The organism is Pseudomonas oryzae, from assembly GCF_900104805.1.
Lineage (GTDB): Bacteria > Pseudomonadota > Gammaproteobacteria > Pseudomonadales > Pseudomonadaceae > Geopseudomonas > Geopseudomonas oryzae.
On the sequence record NZ_LT629751.1, the window covers coordinates 751,708 to 770,095 of the forward strand.

An 18,388-nucleotide genomic window follows, 5' to 3' on the forward strand; every position below is an offset into this window, starting at 1 on the left:
GTCAGTTCCTGATCGCCCAGAATTTCAGTTCAAGCTCGGCGAATTCGCCGGAGACGTGGAAAGCGAAGCCGCCGGAGCGCTCCAGCTGGGCCAGCTCCTCGGAATTGAGCTCCAGGGCGAAGTAGGTCTTGCCGGCATGGAAGGGGATCTGCCGCGGCGCCACCGGCAGCGGCTTCACCTTGATCCCCGGCAGGTGCAGGTTGACCAGCTGGCGGATGCGTTCCACCGGGCCGACCTTGAGGTGCGCCGGCAGACGCGTACGCAGCTCCTCCGAGTCGCACTGGGCGCTGGCGGCGAGCACGAAGGAGGCCGAGCCGAGCAACTGGTGGTCGTGCAGCGGCGACACCTGGATGCCGTACTGGCGTTGCTGCAGGACCAGCTCGATGGCGTGCTGCTCAAGCACCATCGACAGCACCTGGCGGATGGCGTCCATCAGCTTGCGAAAGCTCAGCCCCTGGTCGCTGTGCTGATAGCGGCCGTCCAGGCGCGGGCGCTTGCTTTCGCTGGAGAAGGTCGCCAGCTCGCCGAGCAGACCGAGCAGCTCGCGGTAGATCTGTTCGGGATGGGCGCGCTCGAGGCCCAGGTAGTGGCGCAGCACCGGCTCGTGGCGGTTGATCAGCTGCAGCATCAGGAAGTCGCCGACCTCGGCGCCGCCGACCTTGCCGGTGGCGCGGATGCGCTCAGCGAGGATGTCGCCGCGATGGCCGAGCATGCTGATCACTTCCTTGAGGCAGGACAGCAGGTAGCCGGAGGCCTGGAAGTCGATGAAGGTCGGGATGAACTCGGCATCCAGAGTGATCACCCCGTCCGGGGTGGTGTCGAGGATGTCGCACAGCTTGAGCCGGACGTAGGCCTGGTCGCTGCGCTGCTCGCCGAGCAGCAGGCGGAAGTCCGGGCGCGCGGTGCTCACCTGGCTGCTGCTGCCGTCGCCGGCGTTGGAGTCGGCGACCTCCTCGTCGCAGGCGGTGTAGCGGGCCAGCACGTCCTTCTGCTCGGGGCGGCGGCTCTCGATGTGGTTGCCGGTGACCAAGGCCAGGGCCAGGTATACCGGGGTGTTGCCGGTGTTCGGCGGCACGTCGACGGCGAGCGGCTCGCGGCTGCCGTCGATCTCGAACAAGCTGCCGTCGGGAAGGATGCCGCTGGCCTGGCTGACCACCAGCTTGCCCATGTTGAGGAACTGGCGGTCGATCTCCAGGGCGAAGAAGCCCCAGGCGTAGTGGCCCAGTTTCTGCGTGCGGGTCTTCAGCTGGTGCTCGTAGTAACGGTCGTTCTGCTGGAAGTGCTGTGGGCGCAGCAGCATGCCTTCCTGCCAGACCACCTTGTGCTGGTTCATGGCTCAGTCCTCGTCCTTGGCGTTCTTCTCGTCGGCGGCATCGCGCGGGTGGATGCCGCGCGCGTCGAAGTCCAGCTCGATGCGGTTGTGTTGCTGCTCCTGTAGCGGGACGACCAGCCGCCAGCGGCTGTCCGGCAGGTCGCGATAGGCGGCCAGTACGCCGAGGTAGCGGCTACCCGGCTGCACCGACAGCTTCAGCGTGCGGGTTTCGCCAGGGCGCAGCTCCAGCTCCTCGCTGGTCACCAGATCCGGCTGCAGGGTTTCCTTCGAGCGCTGGTAGAGGGTGAAGAAGTCGGCGTTCTCGAAGGCCGCCGGGTGCTTGAGTTCGAGCAGACGCAGCACGATCGGCGAGGGGCGGCCGCTGAGGTCGGGGTTCAGGCGGTCGTTGCCGGCCAGGGTGAGGTCCAGCTTGGTCGTCTCGGACCAGGGCGACAGCGCCGAGCAGCCGCCGAGGGCGAGCAGCAGGGCCAGGGGCAGGAGGCGGGGCATGTGCATCATCATCCTTGCAGGTCGGTGTCGAGGGTAGCGATCAGGCGCACCTGTTCTTCGTAGGTTCGCGCGAAGTCGCGGGCCAGCAGGCGTTCGCTCCACTCCTTGTCGCGGGTCATAGCCGCGTGCAGGCGGCGGTAGGCGCGCCAGCGGTTGCCGGCGGTGGCCAGCAGCGGCTTGTGCTCGCGCTCGAAGCGCAGGGTCAGCTGTTCCGGTGCGAACTGCTCGAGCACGCCCTTGACCGCCGCGCGGCTGGCGGCCAGCAGGGCCACCTGATGGGCCTGCAGGTCGCGGAAGGCGCGGCCGAGTGCCTGGCTGGCGGGCAGCTGGCCGGGCTTACCGCCGCGCAGCAGGGCGGCGAGGGCTTCCTCGGCGTCGGCACAATGCTTGAGCGGGTTGTTGCCGACGTTCTGCACCGTGGTCAGCGCCAGGCGCAGCTCGTTCTTCAGCTCGCTGCGGGTGCGCAGGGTCTGTTGCAGGTGACCGACGCTCTGCCGTAGCAGCCGTGCAGCCTGCAGGGCCACGGCCTCGCGTTGCTCCTCGTCGAGACCGCCGAGATCGATGCCCAGCGCCTCGCCGTAGCGCTGCCAGAACTGTTCCGGCAGCGGCACCGTCCGGGCTGTGGGGGCCGGCTCGGCGGCGTTGGTCGGTGGCACCAGCTCCGGCAGCGGCAGGCTTTCCATGTCGATGCGCGCGTAGTCGCGCTGTGGCGCCTGCGCCATCGACTGGCGCGGCCGGGTGAGCAGGGCCAGCTCGTCGACCTCGGCGTAGAGCTGTTCCTGCTGCTCCAACGCGGTCAGCGGGTCGAGGTCGAGAAAGGCATCGTCGGGGATGATGCTGCCGGCCGGCACAGGCCGGCCGATATCGCCTTCGAACAGCGCCGGATCGCGCACCAGCCGGGCGCGGATCTCGAAGTCGCCGAGGCAGTAGACGTTGCCGTGCTCGATGCGTTGCGGCTGGCCGCGGCTCAGGCTGGCGCCGCTGTCCTTGAGCTGGATGCCGTTGCTGCTGATATCGGTGAGGTAGAAGGCGCCGTCGCGATAGCTCACCTCGGCGTGGTGGCCAGAGAGGATGCGCTTGCGATCGGGGATCACCCAGTCGCAGTCCTCGGCGCGGCCGATGACACCGCCGGCCTGCTTGAAGGTCTTGCTGGTCAACATGCCGGCGGTGAACTGCTGGGCGCTGACCATCTCGAAAACCAGTTCCATGGTTGCGGTACTCCTTGGGCGGTCAGTGGCCGCGCTTCTCCATTGGCGGTTCGCCCAGCGGGCGGTAGTCGTCATCGCTGAACTTGTAATTGCCGCTGCAGCCGGCCAGACACAGGGCCAGGGCGAGCAGGGCGGCGGGGTAGAGGCGGTCCAGCATGGCGGGCGCTCTTTCGGTTGAGAGGGGTAAATGGGCTGTTGGCATCAGGCGGACTCCTCGCCGGACCAGTACCAGAGCGTGTCGCCCCAGCTGGAACCGGTGAAGCAGGGCATGAGTTCGCCTTGCTGGAAGTGACGGCGTGAATTGGCCTGTGCCGGGGTGAACCAGTAGCCGGCACGCGGGCAGGGTTGACCGGCCTCGACGCGGCCGATCTGCGTCGAGCCAGCCGGTGGGATGAAGTTGCGCGCGTAGGCGACCAAGTCCTTGGGGTAGACCATGTGGTCGATCTGGCTGTCGTCGATGCCGTAGAGGAAGGCGATGGCGCCGGCTTCGAAGGCCCAGTAGCCGACGTAGGAGCCCTCTTCGCCATCCAGATGCGAGTCATGCCAGGGTGCCTGCGCGAAGGCGGGATACCACTGGTTGCAATACTCCTTGAGCAAGCGAGCGGCGTCGGCCTTGTTCTCCACGTAGGTCGCGCGAATCAGGGGGGTATAGACATCGTGGTACCACTCGTCTACGTCATGGCGATCGGGAAGAACCTTCGCGAGTAAGTCTTCGTATAGGGTGTCTTCGCCCGCATAGCCGGCGTTGTCGATCAGAGCGACGAAACGCTTAAGCAGGTCGATGCGGTGCAGCAGGATGCACAGACTGATTACCTGAACGCATTCCTCGTATTGATATGCCCAGTCGTCAATCGCCAGAGGGCTGATGTTGGGGGTTGCTTCGTAAAGTGCAGATTTTTTTTGATATTCTTCGTACTTTTGAATCAGATGCTCCAGTCTAGGAGAGATCTCTTCAATAGTCTCTCCTGCGGTATACGTCAGGATGATTCTTGAGAGTGAGCCGGCCTGGATGTGCCGAGATTTGAGTGCGGCCTCCTGCTCGGGGGAGTCGGACTCCATATCGTTGGTTAGCCAGTAGGCCTCTTGCTGATCATAGAAGGCTGAGATGGCCATGTAGTGCGCTTTGCTAAGAAAGCGCTGTCGTCTTTTTTGGGGGAAATCCATCTCAATTCTCCTCTTTCAGTGAGGGATGGTCGCCATACTGTTTGCTCAAGGCGCGCTTGCGTTTGTTTGCAGCGGATTTGACCTCTTGCTCCCGGTAATGGATGGCCGCATGTTCGGCATGGTCTTGCGCGCTGCCGCTGCTCAGTCTGGCGGTGATGTGCGCTTCGACAGTGGTGTAATAGCGCGGTGAATAAAATAGATGTCGGCTGTATGAGCTGAGAACTTGTTCGGCCAAAGAGTAATGGACGGAGGATTGGATGTTTTCCCTGATCCACTCCTTGCTCATTTGTACAAGAATGGTTTTCCCTTTTTTTGCGGGTTGGTTTTTCTTCTTGGTAAATTCTGTGCCGGAGTTTCCGTTCGCTCTCTTTCCACTCACTTTCTTGCCTGGCCTTGCGGATATATCGGTCTCTTCCTCAATCGGCTCAAGCAGCTCGCTTGGATCGGGAAGTCCGGAAACCCCCAGCTTTGAAGCGACATTCGGCTTGCGGGTATTCTGGGTTTTGCGCATGAACTTCGGCGCATCTTCCTCCTTGCTGGCCTTGGCTTCGACAATCGCGAACAGCTTGCCGTTGTTGGTGCTTGGGTCGGCACGCCAGACCGCGTCGATTCCCGTGCCATTGGCGCCATCGGTGAGCTTGTAGAGCACATGCGGGGTCTTCGGATTGCCGCCCTTTGACAGCTTGCCCATTTTGCTCGCGCTCGGCTTACCCGCCTGCCATTGCCCGTCTGCCCCGCAGTCGTGGCCAGCCCAGTCCTTGCCCCAACCAAGCTCATAAGCGCAGATGTAGTCGGCGATATGTTCGCCGCTAACGCCAAGCCCCTCGTTGGTGAGCTTGGCCAGGCTTTGCTGGCCGAGTCTGGAGTGGTCTGCACTGTTGTTGCGGGCGCGGCTGGCGCCATCGACTGTCTGGCTATCTCGACTGGCGGGTTTTCGTCCCACGGCCGGCTTGCTGCTGCCGATGCTGCTTGCCGCACTGTTGCGCTGCAGGTGTTTCCACTTGTTCAGGCGAGTTTCGACGATGCCGAGCATGGTCGGCATGCTGTCGCGGGCACCGGCAAGAACGGTCAACACGGCCGATTGCACCAGTGGCGGCAATTTTTGGAAGGCAGACGACTCCTTTACGCCCGCGATGACCTCATCCAGTTCGGCCCGCAGTGCAGCGGAATCGAAGATCTGCGCGAGGAGGGCTTCCGGGCTGGTCTTGATCCTGCACTCCTGAAGCACGAAGCGCAGCAGATCGAACAGCACCGGGGCATAGCGCTGAGGGTCGCGATTGACGATCCGCAGGCTTTTCTTGACGCCGTCACCGGGGCCGGGCACCCAGCCGATGATCGCCAGCAGCAAGTCGAACTGGGCGTCCTCCTTGCCGGCTGCGGAGTCTTCCCAGTGGAGGCGTATGGCAGACGCGACCGTGTCCCAGGCGTCGACGGCTTGGCCGAGGAAGGGAACGGCGCCAAGTGCAATCCCCTTGGCAAGGTCGATTGCGGCTTCTTCGTAGGCCGCCCGGCGATCCGCGTGTTCGTAGTGGTCGTTGCTCTGCTTCACATCATCCTCCCGGCGGCCTGTTCAATAAGGGCCTGCAGATCGATTGCATCCGGCTCAAGGCCGAGTTTGCGCAGATCTTCTTCAATCTTCTCTCCGGTGGCTCGTACGCTCTTGATCGCGTGGCGTGAATAGGGGCGCGGGTCTTCGCCGTAATAGACCTTGACCGGCCCGATAGGCACATCCTCCAAGCGGGCATGCCCCTGGGCATCGAGTTGGCCTTCGCGTCGCGAGCCGTCGCTGAACTCGACGCGGTACGCTGCATGAGGCACGGGCTCCAGATTCGGGTAGTGCAGGTTCAGCTCCAGCCAGGTGGTATTGGCCTTGGCGCTATCGACTAGATTGCCGGCCTTGTCCGTATCCGCCACTCCCGGAATCAGCGGGCCGAGTATCTGAATGCCCGAACCGCTCCCCGGGGCCCCGCCCGAGTTGAGGCGGATGGTCGCGCCGCTCAGGCTGGCGCCGCTGTCCTTGAGCTGGATGCCGTTGCTGCTGGTATTGGTGAGGTAGAAGGCGCCTTCGCGATAGCTCACCTCGGCGTGGTGGCCGGAGAGGATGCGCTTGCGATCGGGGATCACCCAGTCGCAGTCCTCGGCGCGACCGATCACGCCACCGGCCTGCTTGAAGGTCTTGCTGGTCAACATGCCAGCGGTGAACTGCTGGGCGCTGACCATCTCGAAAACCAGTTCCATGGTTGCGGTACTCCTTGGCGCGGTCAGTGGCCGCGCTTCTCTATTGGCGCTTCGCCCAGCGGGCGGTAATCGTCGTCGCTGAACTTGTAGTCGCCGCTGCAGCCGGCCAGACACAGGGCCAGGGCGAGCAGGGCGGCGGGGTAGAGGCGGTGCAGCATGGCGGGCGCTCTTCCGGTTGAGAGGAGTAAATGGGCTGTTGGCATCAGGCGGACTCCTCGCCGGACCAGTACCAGAGCGTGTCGCCCCAGCTGGAAACGGTGAAGCTGGGCATGAGTTCGCCTTGCTGGAAGTGACGGCGGGAATTGGCCTGCGCCGGGGTGAACCAGTAGCCGGCACGCGGGCAGGGCTGGCCGGCCTCGACGCGGCCGATCTGCGTCGAGCCAGCCGGTGGGATGAAGTTGCGCGTGTAGGCGACCATGTCCTTGGGGTAGACCATGTGGTCGATCTGGCTGTCGTCGATGTTGAATAGGAAGGCGATGGCACCGGCCTCGAAGGCCCAGTAGCCGCTGTAGCTGCCATCGTCGCCGTCGATACTGAGGTGCGAGTCGTACCAGGGAGCCTTCTTGAAGGCGGGGTACCAGTCCTTGCAGTACTTATCCAGCAGCTTGCTGGCTTCCTCGGGCGTGGAGGCGCGAATGACCTTGAGCAGGCCGGCGTAGGGGCGCTTGAACAGCAGGTCATCGGTCCTGATGCGGCTGTCGTCGTAGAAGGAGAGCAGGGTTTCGTAGATCGCATCCTGGCCCTTGTTGTCGCGGTCGAAGATGGCGGAGAGACGCGGAATCAGCTCACCACGGCCGAGCAGGATGCACAGGCTGAGGGTTTGCAGAAACTGCTCGTAGTCGTCGTTCTCGCCGAAGCCGGCGCAGACTTCATCACTGCCGTAGGCGAGAATGTCAAACTCGCGCTTTCTCTCATAAGCAGCAATTAATGGCTCTAAGTTGGATGTGAGGTTTTCAATGGCATACCCTGCCGTATAAAGCATCAGCAGCATGTCGCAGTAATTTGTAATGAGACTAGACGCTTTTATGGCTTTGTTGTTAACGTGGATTGCAGGGTTGGGGAAGTACCCATATATTTTTTGACAGCTCTCTTCAGTCAATCTAATCATTGCTTTAGCGTACGTTTCGGTCGCAAATGGCTGGCGGCGATTATTTATTATTTCCATCATGCTTCCCTGTTCAGTCCGGGTGCCCCAGCGTACTCGGCGGTTTTCTTTTCTCGATCCTTGGCGCGGTTAACAAGTTTCTTTACTTCGCTGTCGGAGTAATGCAGGGCTCTATGTTCGTCGTGTAAGTCAGGTGATCCGTTTTTAAAAGTTGCTCCCAGGTGCGTCAGTAATGAATGTGAATAGGCTGGGGTGTGTAATATTTGTCGCGAGTAGTTGAAATCCCCGCTTTGTAATATTTCGGTGATGGCTTCTGCTGTTCTTTTAGGAGCGGATCTCTTGATGTTTTTTTCAATCCACTCATGACTCATCTGCACTATCCGGCTGCGCCCACTGCCACTGCCCTCCAGCAGGCCGGAAATGCGCGGCTTGCGGGTATTACCCGGATTGCTCATATATTTGGGCTTCTTGCCACTGACGCTGGCCTTGGCGTCGACGATGGCGAAGGGCTTGCCGTCGTTGTGAGCGCAGCCGTTGGCGCACCAGACCGCATCGATGCCGGTGCCGAACGAGGGATCGGTCAGCTTGAACAGCTTATGGTGGTCTTTCGGGCTGCCGCCGCGGGACAGCTTGCCGGCCACCAGCGCGCTGGGCTTGGCGCCTGTCCATTGGCCCGCGCCGCCCAAATCATGGGCTTCCCAGCCGCTACCCCAGCCGAGCTTCTCGTAGCAGTAGTAATCTGCGATATGTTCGCCGGCGACGCTGAGGATGGCGTTGTCGATCCCCTCGATCGGGAATTGGCGCGTCTTCTGGGCATCTATCTTGTCGGGGCCGGCCTGGCTTGGGCTGTCCTTGCCGTCGGCGTTGTCCCGCGCCTCGCCCCTGGGCTTGATACCGACGGCGGGCTGGCCATTGTCGGAGACTGTCGCAGAGCTGTTGCGTTGCTTGCTGTGCCACTTGAGCAGGCGCCGCTCGACGATGCCCAGCATGCTCGGCAAGTTGTCGCGGGCAATCACAAGCACATCGATGACACTGCGTTGCAGTGAGCTCGGTAGCGCCTCGAAGGCACCGGAGTCCCTGACACCCTCGATGATCTCGTCGAGCTGGGTGCGCAGGGCACCGGCATCGAAGATCTTGGCCAACAGCTCCTCCGGACTGGTTCGGATACCGCACTCTTCCAGCACGAAGCGCAGGAAGTCGAACAGCACCTGCGCGAAGCGCTCTGGGTCGCTGTTGACCAGACGCAGGCTCTTCTTCACGCCATCCCCGGGGCCCGGAATCCAGCCGATGATCGCCAGCACCAGATCGAACTGGGCCTCCTCCTTGGTGGACGCCGTTTTCGATTGATAGACCCGGATCGCCGACTCGACGGTGTCATAGGCGTCGATGGCCTGGCCCAGGAAGGGCACGGCTCCGAGGGCGATGCCCTTGGCCAGCTCGGTTACGGCTTCCGCATAGGCGGCCTGGCGTTGTGCCTGCGGATCGAGTTCCTGTTCGTCCTCGTTCAGTTCGAGGTCTTCGTCGTAGTGGTCCATGTCGCTCATACCAGTCGTCCTGAGGCGCGGGCGATCAGCTCGTCAATGTCGAGGGTTGCGGGGTCGAGGCCGATGCGACGCAGGTCTTCCTCCAGGTCGCGCCGGCTGGTTTTCACTGCCTTGATGGGCTCCAGCTCGAAGCTGCGCGGATCTTCGCCGTAGTAGATCTTCGAGGGGCCGGGCGGTATATCTTCGAGCCGGGCGAAGCCTTTCTCATCCAGCGTGCCTTCCCTGACCGAGCCATCGCTGAACTCCACGCGATAGGGGGCGTGAGGAACGGGTTCGAGGTTGTCGTGATGCAGGTTCAGCTCCAGCCAGGTGGTATTGGCCTTGGCGCTATCGATTAGGTTGCCGGCCTTGTCCGTATCCGCCGCTCCCGGAATCAGCGGGCCGAGTATCTGAATGCCCGAACCGCTCCCCGGGGCCCCGCCCGAGTTGATGCGGATGGTCGCGCCGCTCAGGCTGACGCCGCTCGGATCGAGCTTGAGCCAGCTGCCGCCGCCCTTGGCGGTCAGCTCCAGGCCGGCGTCGATCACCACCTTGCTGCCGGCGTAGTAATGGATCTCGTTGCCGGCCTCGACGAACTGGCCGCTGCCGATCTTCACGTGCTGCTGGTTGCCGACCGTCAGGTGGTCGCTGGCGTGCACCTCGCTCCTGCGGTCGAGGTGGGTGGTGCGGTGTTCCTCGGCCTTGAACTCGCTGTAGCTGTTGGCCTCGACGGTGTCGTGGCGCTCGTGGCCGACACGGATCTTCTGGTCGTGCTCGATGTTCTGGTCCCAGTCGCGCTGGGCGTGGATGTAGATCTGCTCCTGGCCCTGGCGGTCCTCGATGCGCAGTTCGTTGTAGCCGCCACCGCCTGGGCTGCTGAGGGTCTTGAACACGCTGCGAGTCTTGTGGGCCGGCAGGTCGTAGGGGACGACGTGTTCCTTGTGGTACAGGCAGCCGGTGACCAGCGGCTGGTCGGGGTCGCCTTCGAGGAAGCTGACCAGCACTTCCATGCCGACCCGCGGGATAGCTATGCCGCCGTAGCGGTCGCCGGCCCAACTGCTCGATACCCGCAGCCAGCAGCTGGTGGTGTCGTCGGCCTGCCCTTCGCGATCCCAGTGGAACTGCACCTTGACGCGGCCGTACTGGTCGCAGTGGATTTCCTCGCCGGGCGGCCCGGTGACCACGGCGCTCTGGCTGCCGAACAGGCGCGGTTTGGGATGGGCCAGCGGCGGGCGGTAGGGCGCGTCCCAGGGCGTAGCGACGAAGCGGTTGCGGTAGCCCTGCTGGAAGCCGTCGCTGCTGGTCGTAGCGCTGGTCACCGATTCCTCCAGCACCTGCGGCTGCTTGCCCTCGTGGTGGATTTCGCCGAGCAGCCACAGCTGGTTCCACTCGCCGCGCGGATGCTCGCCGAGGTCGAGGAAGTGGCCGCTGCGCAGCAGCGGCTGGTCGCCGGTGCCCTCGGCCAACTGGTAGTCGGCGCGGTGACGCTCCAGGGCGCGGCGGGAGAGGTGCTTGCCGCGGCTGCGCTCGGTGAAACGACCGGGGTAGGCGTAGTCCTCCAGGTCCGGGGCGAACTCGCTGGCGAACGCGCTTTCCAGTGTGAGGCGCGGCTGCGCGAAGTCGTAGTCGCGGCGGGTGACCTGGCTGGTGCGCGGCTCCAGGCGCACGGCAAAGCGCTTGACCACCGGAGTGTCGGCGACCAGGCCGGAGTCCTGCTGGTAGCTCACCGGCGCCAGCCGGGGGAACACGCTCTGATCGTCGCCGAATACCAGCACATGAGCGTCCGGGCTGTGACGGAAGTGGTAGTGAATACCCTCCTCCTCGCACAGGCGCTGCACGAAGTGCAGGTCGGACTCGGCGTACTGCACGCAGTAGTCGCGTGGGGGATAGACGGTCGGGCCGAGCTGGAAGCGGTAGCCGTCGCCCTCGAGGATGCCGTGCTCCTCCAGTACCCGGCCGACGATCTGCGGCACAGTCAGGTGCTGGAAGATGCGCTGGTTGCTGCGCTGGGCCAGGTAGGCGAGGCGCGGCACCAGGCTCAGGCGATAGCGGGTCAGGCGCTGGCCGGAATTGCCCTGGGCGATGCGCTGGACCAGGCCGTGCACCCCGCTACCGTCCGCGGCGAAGGCGAGGAAGGCCGGCCGGTTGAGCAGGGCCTCAAGATCGAGGTCGGGGCGCTCGCTGACCAGTTCGAGATCGAAGCGCCAGGGCTGGCTGATGGCCTCGCGGCCGTGGAATTCGAGGACCTGCAGATCGTGCTCGACGCTGTCGATGTGCAGGCGGAAGTGGGCTTGGTTGGCTGGATTGAACATGCTCTTCTCCCTGAGCCTCAGATATCGCTCGCGCTGATGTTCAGCTTGTCCATGCGGTACAGCAGGGTGCGCCGTGGCAGGCCCAGTTCGCGGGCGGCGTGGGTCTGGTTGCCGCGGTTCCTGCGTAGGCAGTCGAGCAGCAGGTTGCGCTCCACCCGTTCGAGGCGCTCGCGCAGGCACAGGGTGCTGTCGCCGGCGTCGTCGTCGTGGCGCAGGTTGAGGTGTTCGGGCAGCAGTTCGCCGCCCTCGCAGAGCAGCACGGCGCGCTCGACGATGCTCTTCAGCTCGCGCACGTTGCCGGGGAAGGCGTAGCTGGCCAGACGCTCCAGGGCGGCGTCGGACCAGCGGCACGGGTCGCGCTGCAGGAAGGCGCAGGCTTGTTCGGCAAAGTGACGGGCCAGGCGCAGGATGTCCTCGTCGCGCTCGCGCAGCGGCGGCAGCTCGATGGGGAAGTGCGACAGACGGTAGAACAGGTCTTCGCGGAAGCGGCCCTCGCCGACCAGGGCGTGCAGGTCGCGGTGGGTGGCGGCGATGATGCGCACGTCGACCTTGTGGGTGGAGGTCGAGCCCAGCGGGCGCACCTCGCCTTCCTGCAGCACGCGCAGCAGCTTGGCCTGCAGGGGCAGGGGCATGTCGCCGATCTCGTCGAGGAACAGGGTGCCGCCGTCGGCGGCGTCGAAAAGGCCGGCACGGTCGCGCTCGGCGCCGGTGAAGGCGCCCTTGCGGTAGCCGAACAGCTCGCTCTCCAGCAGGTGTTCCGGCAGCGAGGCGCAGTTCTGCACGAGGAACGGCTTGGCGCGCCGCAGGCCGCAATCGTGGATGGCACGGGCGACCAGCTCCTTGCCGGTGCCGGTTTCGCCGCGGACCAGCACGTTCACCGGGTTGTGCAGCACCTTGCCGATCAGCCGGTACAGGCCGCGCATGCGCGGGCTGTCGCCGATCAGGCCGTAGCTGCCGGCGGCCGGGGCCGAGGCGGTCGCTGGGGCGTCGCTCTCCTCGCCGGGCTGGCGGGTGCGCAGGCGCTGCAGCAGCTGGCGCTGGGCGAGGGCGAAGGCGCCCAGCTGACCGAGCGAGGCGGCGTAGCCCTGCAGCTCGAGCGGGCGCTGGCTGGCGACCAGCAGCAGGCCGCGGCAGTGTCGCTGTTCGTCGCGCAGCGGCAGGCACAGCAGGCTGCCCCAGGACTGCGAGGCGGGGGGCAGGAAGCTGCTGTCGAGCATGCCGCCGTCGAGTCGGCTCAGGCTGAGTTCGCGGTTCTGGCACAGGCAGTACTGCAGCAACTGCTCGTCGCGATAGTCGCTCGGCAGGCTGGCCATCTCGCGCGGCTGCCTCAGGCCGTCGAGCCATTCGGCCGCCAGATGCAGGTGGGTATGGCTGTCGTCGAGCAGGTACAGCTGACTGAGCTCGCCGCCGGACAGCTGTGCCGCCGCCTGGACCAGAGCGCCGAGCAGCGCCTCGCTGCTGGCGGCATGGGCGAGACTGGCATAGCGGCCGAGCAGAGCCTCGGCGTAGCGCAGGGGCTGCGGGACGCTGGCGAGCAGCGCCGTGGCTTCAGGCGAACTCACAGACCACGGCTCCTTCGCCATCGAGGGTGGCGTGCACCTGTTGCAGGGTTTCCCCGCAGGCCATGGCGTCGAGTAGGCGGTCGACTACCTGCGGTTGCAGGTGACGCTCGATCAGGTGATCGATGAGCCGTGCGCCGCTGTCGCCGTGGCTGCAGCGCGCGGCCAGGTGCTCGACCAGCCCGTTGCAGTGGCTGAAGCGCAGCTGGCGCTTGGCCAGGCGTTCGCCGAAGCGCGCGAGCTTGAGCGCGACCAGCTCGTGCAGCACCTCGCCATCCACCGGGTAGTAGGGCACCACGCGCATGCGCGCCAGCAACGCCGGCTTGAAGTGCTGGCTGAGCTGCGGGCGGATGGCCTGCTCCAGTTCGTCGGCATCCGGGCGGCGTCCGCCGGCGCAGAGCGCGGCGATGCGCTCGCTGGCAAGGTTGGAAGTGAGCAGGATCAGGCAGTTGCGGAAGTCGATCTCGCGGCCCTCGCCGTCGTTGGCCACGCCCTTGTCGAAGATCTGGTAGAAGAGGTTGAGCACGTCCGGATCGGCCTTCTCCACCTCGTCGAGCAGGATCACCGACCAGGGTTTCTGGCGCACTGCTTCGGTGAGCATGCCGCCCTCGCCGTAGCCGACGTAGCCGGGCGGCGCGCCGATCAGCCGCGAAACGGTGTGCTTTTCCTGGAACTCGGACATGTTGATGGTGGTGAGGAAGCGTTCGCCGCCGTACAGCAGGTCGGCCAGCGCCAGGGCGGTCTCGGTCTTGCCTACTCCGCTGGGGCCGACCAGCAGGAACACCCCGGCTGGGGCGTCGTGCCGGGCGAGGCCGGCGGCGCTGGCGCGCATGGCGCGGTCGAGGGCCTGCACCGCCTGTTGCTGGCCGCGCAGGCGCTGACCGAGGTCGGCGGCGAAGCTGGCGATGCGCGCGTTGTGCTCGCGGGCCAGCTGGGACAGCGGCACGCCGGTCCACTGGCTGATCACCTCGGCGACCAGGCGCGGGCAGACCTCATGGCTGACCAGGCGCTCGCCGTGCTGTGCTTCGCTCAGCAGGGCCTGCACCTCGTGCAGTTGCCTTGCCAGCTCGCCGAGCTGCTCGGCATCCGTTGCCTGATCCTCGCGCGCGGCGGCGAACTGGCGGCGCAGCTCCAGCAGCTGCTCGGCCATGTCGCGCTGGGTCAGCCACAGGGTTTCCAGCAGGGTGGCCTCGTTGTCGATCTCGGCCAAGCGTTCTTCCAGCAGCTGGAGCAGTTCGTCGCTCACCGGCAGGCCGGCCTGGCGATCCCGTTGCAGGGCCAGCAGCTGGCGTGCCCGTTCGGCGGCCTCGCCGCGCAGGCGCTCCAGCGCCTCGGGAGCGGCGGCGAGGCTGATGCGCACGCGGGCGCAGGCGGTATCCAGCACGTCCACGGCCTTGTCCGGCAGCTGGCGACCGGCTAGGTAGCGGGCGGACAGCTCGGCGGCAGCCACCACCGCGTCGTCGCGCAGGTAGACGCCGTGGCTCTTCTCGTAGACCGGCGCCAGGCCGCGCAGGATGGTCACCGCCTCGCCGACGCTCGGCTCGTGCAGCTGTACCGGCTGGAAGCGCCGGGTCAGCGCCGGGTCCTTTTCGAAGTACTTCTTGAATTCGCTCCAGGTGGTGGCGGCGATGGTGCGCAGCTCGCCGCGGGCCAGCGCCGGTTTGAGCAGGTTGGCGGCGTCCGAGCCACCGGCCTGGCCGCCGGCGCCGATCAGGGTGTGTGCCTCGTCGATGAACAGAATGATTGGTTGCGGGGAGGCCTTCACCTCGTCGATCACCCCCTGCAGGCGGCGCTCGAACTCACCCTTGACGCTGGCGCCGGCCTGCAGCAGGCCGAGATCCAGGCCGCGCAGCTCGACACCGCGCAGCGCCTCCGGTACCTCGCCGGCGACGATGCGCAGGGCCAGGCCCTCGACCAGCGCGGTCTTGCCGACCCCGGCCTCGCCGACCACGATTGGGTTGTTCTTCCGCCGGCGGGCGAGGATGTCGATCATCTGGCGCAGCGCGGCGTCGCGGCACAGCACCGGGTCGAGCTTGCCGGCGCGGGCCTGCGCGGTGAAGTCATGGGTGAAGCGCACCAGCGCCGATTCGCCGCTCGTCGCCGGCTTGCCGGCTGCGCTGGGGGGCTGCTGGCTGAGGGCGTAGTCACGCAGGCGTTCGGCGTCGAGCCTGGCCAGCAGCGGCTGGTAGCGGGTGCCGGCGTGGCGCAGCGGGTTGCGCAGTAGGGCGAGGAGCAGGGCGGCCTGGTCGATCTGGCTCTGTCCCAGTTCCAGGCTGGCGGTGAGCAGGGCATCCTGCAGCCATTGCACCAGCTCGGCACAGAACACCGGGTTGCGCGATTCGCTGGCCTCGCCGCGTGGTTGCAGCACGCCGGCCAGCTCGTCGCTGGCCACGCCGGCATCCTGCAGGGCGCGCAGCAGCAGGCTGTCGGGGCGTTCCAGCAGGCCGAGCAGCAGGTCTTCCACCAGGATCTTGCTGCCGGCGCGGGCGACACAGCGCCCGGCGGCGCCTTCGAGATCGCGGCGGGTTTGCGCGTCGAGCGCCTGTACCAGTTGTTGCAAATCGACATTGATCATTGCATCGGTCCTTGATGGTTGCGGCTGCCCAGGGTGACCACGCCGTCGGCCCGTGCATGGCCGAGCCAGCTGGTCCAGCCCAGGCGGCAGGGGTTGTCGGCGGCGAGGCGCAGTTCGCGCAGCTCGTCGTGGCGCAGCTCCAGGCGGATGTCGTAGTCGAGCGGGTCACGCAGGGTGAAACGCACCAGGGCGCAGAGCGGCTGGTAGCCGTCGCCGAGGGGCAGGAATTCGTGGAAGCGCTGCCAGCCAAGCTGGCGTATATGGATGCGGAACTTGCCGCTGCGGTCGCGCACCTGCTCGCCGAGCACCAGATCCTCGCCCAGCCGGCTGTTGGCGCGGCCCAGGCGGTTGCGTTGCTCGGCGAGGATGGTCACCTGGCGCTCCAGGCACTGCTCGATGTACAGCTCGGCATGCTTGAAGTAGTAGCGCAGCACCGATTCGATCAGCGCCGCGGAGTGGGCGCGCAGGCTGAGCAGGCCGAGGTAGGGCAGCAGGCGCTTCCAGTTCAGCTCTGAGGCGTTACGAATCGGCTCGCCGCCCAGGCCGATCAGGGCGAACAGCTGGGCGGAGAAGGGATCGCGGGCGCCGCTGGCGAAGCGCGCGTGATAGCGGTACTTCTGCCAGATCGGCAGCAACAGGCGTTGCAGGTGGTTGTTGAACAGGTCGAGGAACTGCCGGGTCGGGTTGCCGTCCTCGCCATCGCCCAGCGCCTGTTCGCCATAGAAGGCCGGCAGCGGCGAACCGGCGCCGAACAGGCCGACCAGGTTGACGCACAGGCGCGCGCGCAGCTCGCCATGTTCTTCGAAGAACTGCACGCGCTCGATGTCGCTGCCGGGAAAACCCAGGCTCGGGTTGGCCTGGAACTCCAGACGTTCGTAGAGCGCCTGTTCGTCCAGCTGCGGATGGGCCGCGCGCAGGCGCTCCAGCACCAGCAGCACGCCCTGGAACAGACTGTACTCGCGGATGCTGCGGCCGAGCCGGCTCAGAGCAGGGGCTGCTGCCCCATGCGCGGTGTCCATTGGTACACCTCTCCCTGTGTGCTCTGCACGCGCAGCTCGTGGTACGAGTTGAGGCTGGCGTACAGGGCGAAGAATTCGTTGAGCACCGAGGCGAAGAGGAACAGGTCGCCCTCGCCCAGGTAACAGTCGGCGTCCATGAGCAGCTCGGTGCGCACCCCGCGCACCGGCAGGCCGCGGTGCAGGCGGTCGACGTGCTGGTGGGCGATCCCCTTGAGGCCGCCGAGCAGACGCTGGCTGACCTTCTCCGCATGCTGGTCGTAGTGACGCGGCAGGTCGTAGGTCTCGAGGATCACCTTGAGCGCCTCGATGTTGGCCAGCGATAGGTAGTTGAGCGACATGTTGGAAACCAGCTTCCACAGGTAGTCGCGGTGTAGCGGCGGCGCGTAGCTGGGGGTCACCGCGCCGATGTTGCGGAACACCAGGAACTCCGGAGTGCCCTCGCAGGGCCGGCAGATGTCGCCGGGGCCCAGCTGGCGCGGCAGGTTCTGGTTGGTGCAGGTCAGCTCGATGGACAGGGTTTCCTGCCGGTCGAGCTGGCGTGCGCCGAAGCTCAACCAGGTCTCCAGGCCGTCGCCGAGCAAGGAGGGCTGCTGGCGCACGCTGTAGTGCGGGCGCGCGCGCGGCACGTCGAAGCTGGCGTCGTGCTCGAACGACTCGAACGGCACGTACTCCTCGTAGCCCATGCCGCCAGGCTTCCAGCCGGTGACCCGGTCCACCGAGAACACCCCGCAGTGCTGCGGGTCGTGCTCGGCCGGGCGCAGCAGGTACTGGTCCTGGCGACCGTCGAGGCGGATCGGCGTGGCGTCGTGGGCGAACAGGTTGACCACCGGGGTGCAGTACAGGCGCAGGTTATCGAGGGTCGGACGGATGCGCTGCACGCCGGCCTGGCGGATGTCGAAGCGCAGCTCGAGGCCGCGCGCCCGCTTGAGCTGCTCCTCCGGCAGGCGGCGCAGGGCGTCCAGGCCGAGCAGGTCGACGAACAGGAACTTGTCCTGGAAGGCGAAGTACTCCTGCAGGTAGCGATAGCCGCGGAAGGTGTTGAGCGGGTAGGGGATCAGCGCCTCGTCCTCGGCGAAGCCGACCGGCTGCACCTGCCCGGCATCCAGGCGCAGGGCGGGCAGCGCCTCGCCACTGGCATCGCGCAGCGGCTGACCGTCGGCGTCGAGGGCGACCAGCCGGATGCCCTCGAGGTGGCGCAGCAGGCCGAGGTAGAGCAGCTGGCTGATGTAGCGCTCACCACTCAGGTGCAGGCGCAGGCGGCGCAGCTCGAGTTCGCCGAGATGGCCGTCGGCGCACATGGTCAGGCGCAGGCTGAGCAGCGCGCCATCGCCCTGCGCGGCGTAGTCGAGTCCGCTCAGCGCCAGCGGCAGCACCTCGGTGGCGTAGCAGGTGCGAAAGCGACAGCTCACCCCCTGGATCGGTGTCGATTCCACCGGCGTGTGGCGCGGCACCGCCAATGCCGGGCCGGGGCGCTGGAGCGGCTCGAACTGCAGCATGCTGAACGCTGGCAGCGGGCGCATGTAGTTCGGCCACAAGAGGTGCATCAGCGAGTGGGTCAGCTCCGGCAGCTCGTCGTCGAGCTTCTGGCGCAGGCGCCCGGTGAGAAAGGCGAAGCCCTCGAGCAGCCGCTCGACATCCGGATCACGCCCGCTCTGGCCGAGGAACGGCGCCAGCGCCGGGCTGCGCTCGGCGAAGCGCTTGCCGAGCTGGCGCAGTGCGTTGAGTTCGCTCTGGTAGTAGTGGTTGAAAGACACGGGTCAATCCTTGACGTTATAGCGCCTGAGGGGAATCCAGACTTCACAGCGTTCGCGAATACGCATCGCCGGTAGGGCGGCAGAGCTGCCTGCACCAGGACGCGCGTAA

14 protein-coding genes and 1 pseudogene are annotated in these 18,388 nt (G+C 65.9%); all 15 read right to left on the reverse strand.

Translation table 11 applies throughout. The features are described from left to right. Position 1 precedes the first annotated feature (1 nt). The 15 genes and pseudogenes from tssK to tssF all read right to left on the reverse strand — a co-directional run bounded on the left by tssK (position 2) and on the right by tssF (position 18,279). On the reverse strand, positions 2 to 1,333 hold the full coding sequence (gene tssK / locus BLT78_RS03475; RefSeq protein ID WP_090347639.1) for a type VI secretion system baseplate subunit TssK: 1,332 nt from the start codon (positions 1,331 to 1,333) through the stop codon (positions 2 to 4). A 3-nt stretch (positions 1,334 to 1,336) separates the two neighbouring features. Continuing rightward, positions 1,337 to 1,822, reverse strand: coding sequence for a type VI secretion system lipoprotein TssJ (tssJ, locus tag BLT78_RS03480; RefSeq protein WP_090352112.1), 486 nt, complete (start codon positions 1,820 to 1,822; stop codon positions 1,337 to 1,339). 8 nt (positions 1,823 to 1,830) lie between these two features. Then, positions 1,831 to 3,030 carry a type VI secretion system-associated FHA domain protein TagH gene (tagH, locus tag BLT78_RS03485; protein WP_090347640.1) on the reverse strand — a complete coding sequence of 400 codons (1,200 nt, stop codon included), beginning with the start codon at positions 3,028 to 3,030 and terminating at the stop codon, positions 1,831 to 1,833. 22 nt (positions 3,031 to 3,052) lie between these two features. After that, positions 3,053 to 3,187 (reverse strand): type VI secretion protein, encoded by a 135-nt coding sequence (locus BLT78_RS03490; RefSeq protein WP_090347641.1) that lies wholly within the window; start codon positions 3,185 to 3,187, stop codon positions 3,053 to 3,055. A 44-nt stretch (positions 3,188 to 3,231) separates the two neighbouring features. Next, a complete protein-coding gene (locus BLT78_RS03495; RefSeq protein WP_090347642.1) occupies positions 3,232 to 4,194 on the reverse strand; it encodes a PoNe immunity protein domain-containing protein in 963 nt (320 codons plus the stop codon). Position 4,195: 1 nt separating this feature from the next. After that, a complete protein-coding gene (locus BLT78_RS03500; protein WP_090347643.1) occupies positions 4,196 to 5,743 on the reverse strand; it encodes a hypothetical protein in 1,548 nt (515 codons plus the stop codon). 419 nt (positions 5,744 to 6,162) lie between these two features. Continuing rightward, positions 6,163 to 6,432, reverse strand: a pseudogene (locus tag BLT78_RS03505) (FHA domain-containing protein); the annotation flags it as partial. A gap of 23 nt (positions 6,433 to 6,455) precedes the next feature. Further along, on the reverse strand, positions 6,456 to 6,590 hold the full coding sequence (locus BLT78_RS03510) for a type VI secretion protein (protein ID WP_090347644.1): 135 nt from the start codon (positions 6,588 to 6,590) through the stop codon (positions 6,456 to 6,458). A 44-nt stretch (positions 6,591 to 6,634) separates the two neighbouring features. Next, positions 6,635 to 7,600, reverse strand: coding sequence for a PoNe immunity protein domain-containing protein (locus BLT78_RS03515; RefSeq protein ID WP_331715141.1), 966 nt, complete (start codon positions 7,598 to 7,600; stop codon positions 6,635 to 6,637). Further along, complete coding sequence (locus BLT78_RS03520; protein ID WP_231975688.1) at positions 7,597 to 9,081, reverse strand: hypothetical protein; 1,485 nt, start codon at positions 9,079 to 9,081, stop codon at positions 7,597 to 7,599. The genes BLT78_RS03515 and BLT78_RS03520 overlap by 4 nt, the downstream gene beginning before the upstream one ends. After that, positions 9,078 to 11,372: a type VI secretion system Vgr family protein gene (locus tag BLT78_RS03525; protein ID WP_090347646.1), complete on the reverse strand. Its 2,295-nt coding sequence runs from the start codon at positions 11,370 to 11,372 to the stop codon at positions 9,078 to 9,080. The genes BLT78_RS03520 and BLT78_RS03525 overlap by 4 nt, the downstream gene beginning before the upstream one ends. Before the next feature lie 17 nt (positions 11,373 to 11,389). Further along, positions 11,390 to 12,910, reverse strand: coding sequence for a sigma-54 interaction domain-containing protein (locus BLT78_RS03530; RefSeq protein ID WP_090352116.1), 1,521 nt, complete (start codon positions 12,908 to 12,910; stop codon positions 11,390 to 11,392). A 10-nt stretch (positions 12,911 to 12,920) separates the two neighbouring features. After that, positions 12,921 to 15,506, reverse strand: coding sequence for a type VI secretion system ATPase TssH (gene tssH, locus BLT78_RS03535; RefSeq protein WP_090347647.1), 2,586 nt, complete (start codon positions 15,504 to 15,506; stop codon positions 12,921 to 12,923). Continuing rightward, entirely contained in the window at positions 15,503 to 16,525 is a 1,023-nt protein-coding gene (gene tssG / locus BLT78_RS03540; protein WP_090347648.1) for a type VI secretion system baseplate subunit TssG, read from the reverse strand. Before tssG ends, tssH begins: the two co-directional genes overlap by 4 nt. After that, the gene (gene tssF / locus BLT78_RS03545; protein WP_090347649.1) at positions 16,489 to 18,279 is read right to left on the reverse strand and encodes a type VI secretion system baseplate subunit TssF; all 1,791 of its coding nucleotides are present in this window, start codon (positions 18,277 to 18,279) and stop codon (positions 16,489 to 16,491) included. Before tssF ends, tssG begins: the two co-directional genes overlap by 37 nt. Positions 18,280 to 18,388 lie beyond the last annotated feature (109 nt).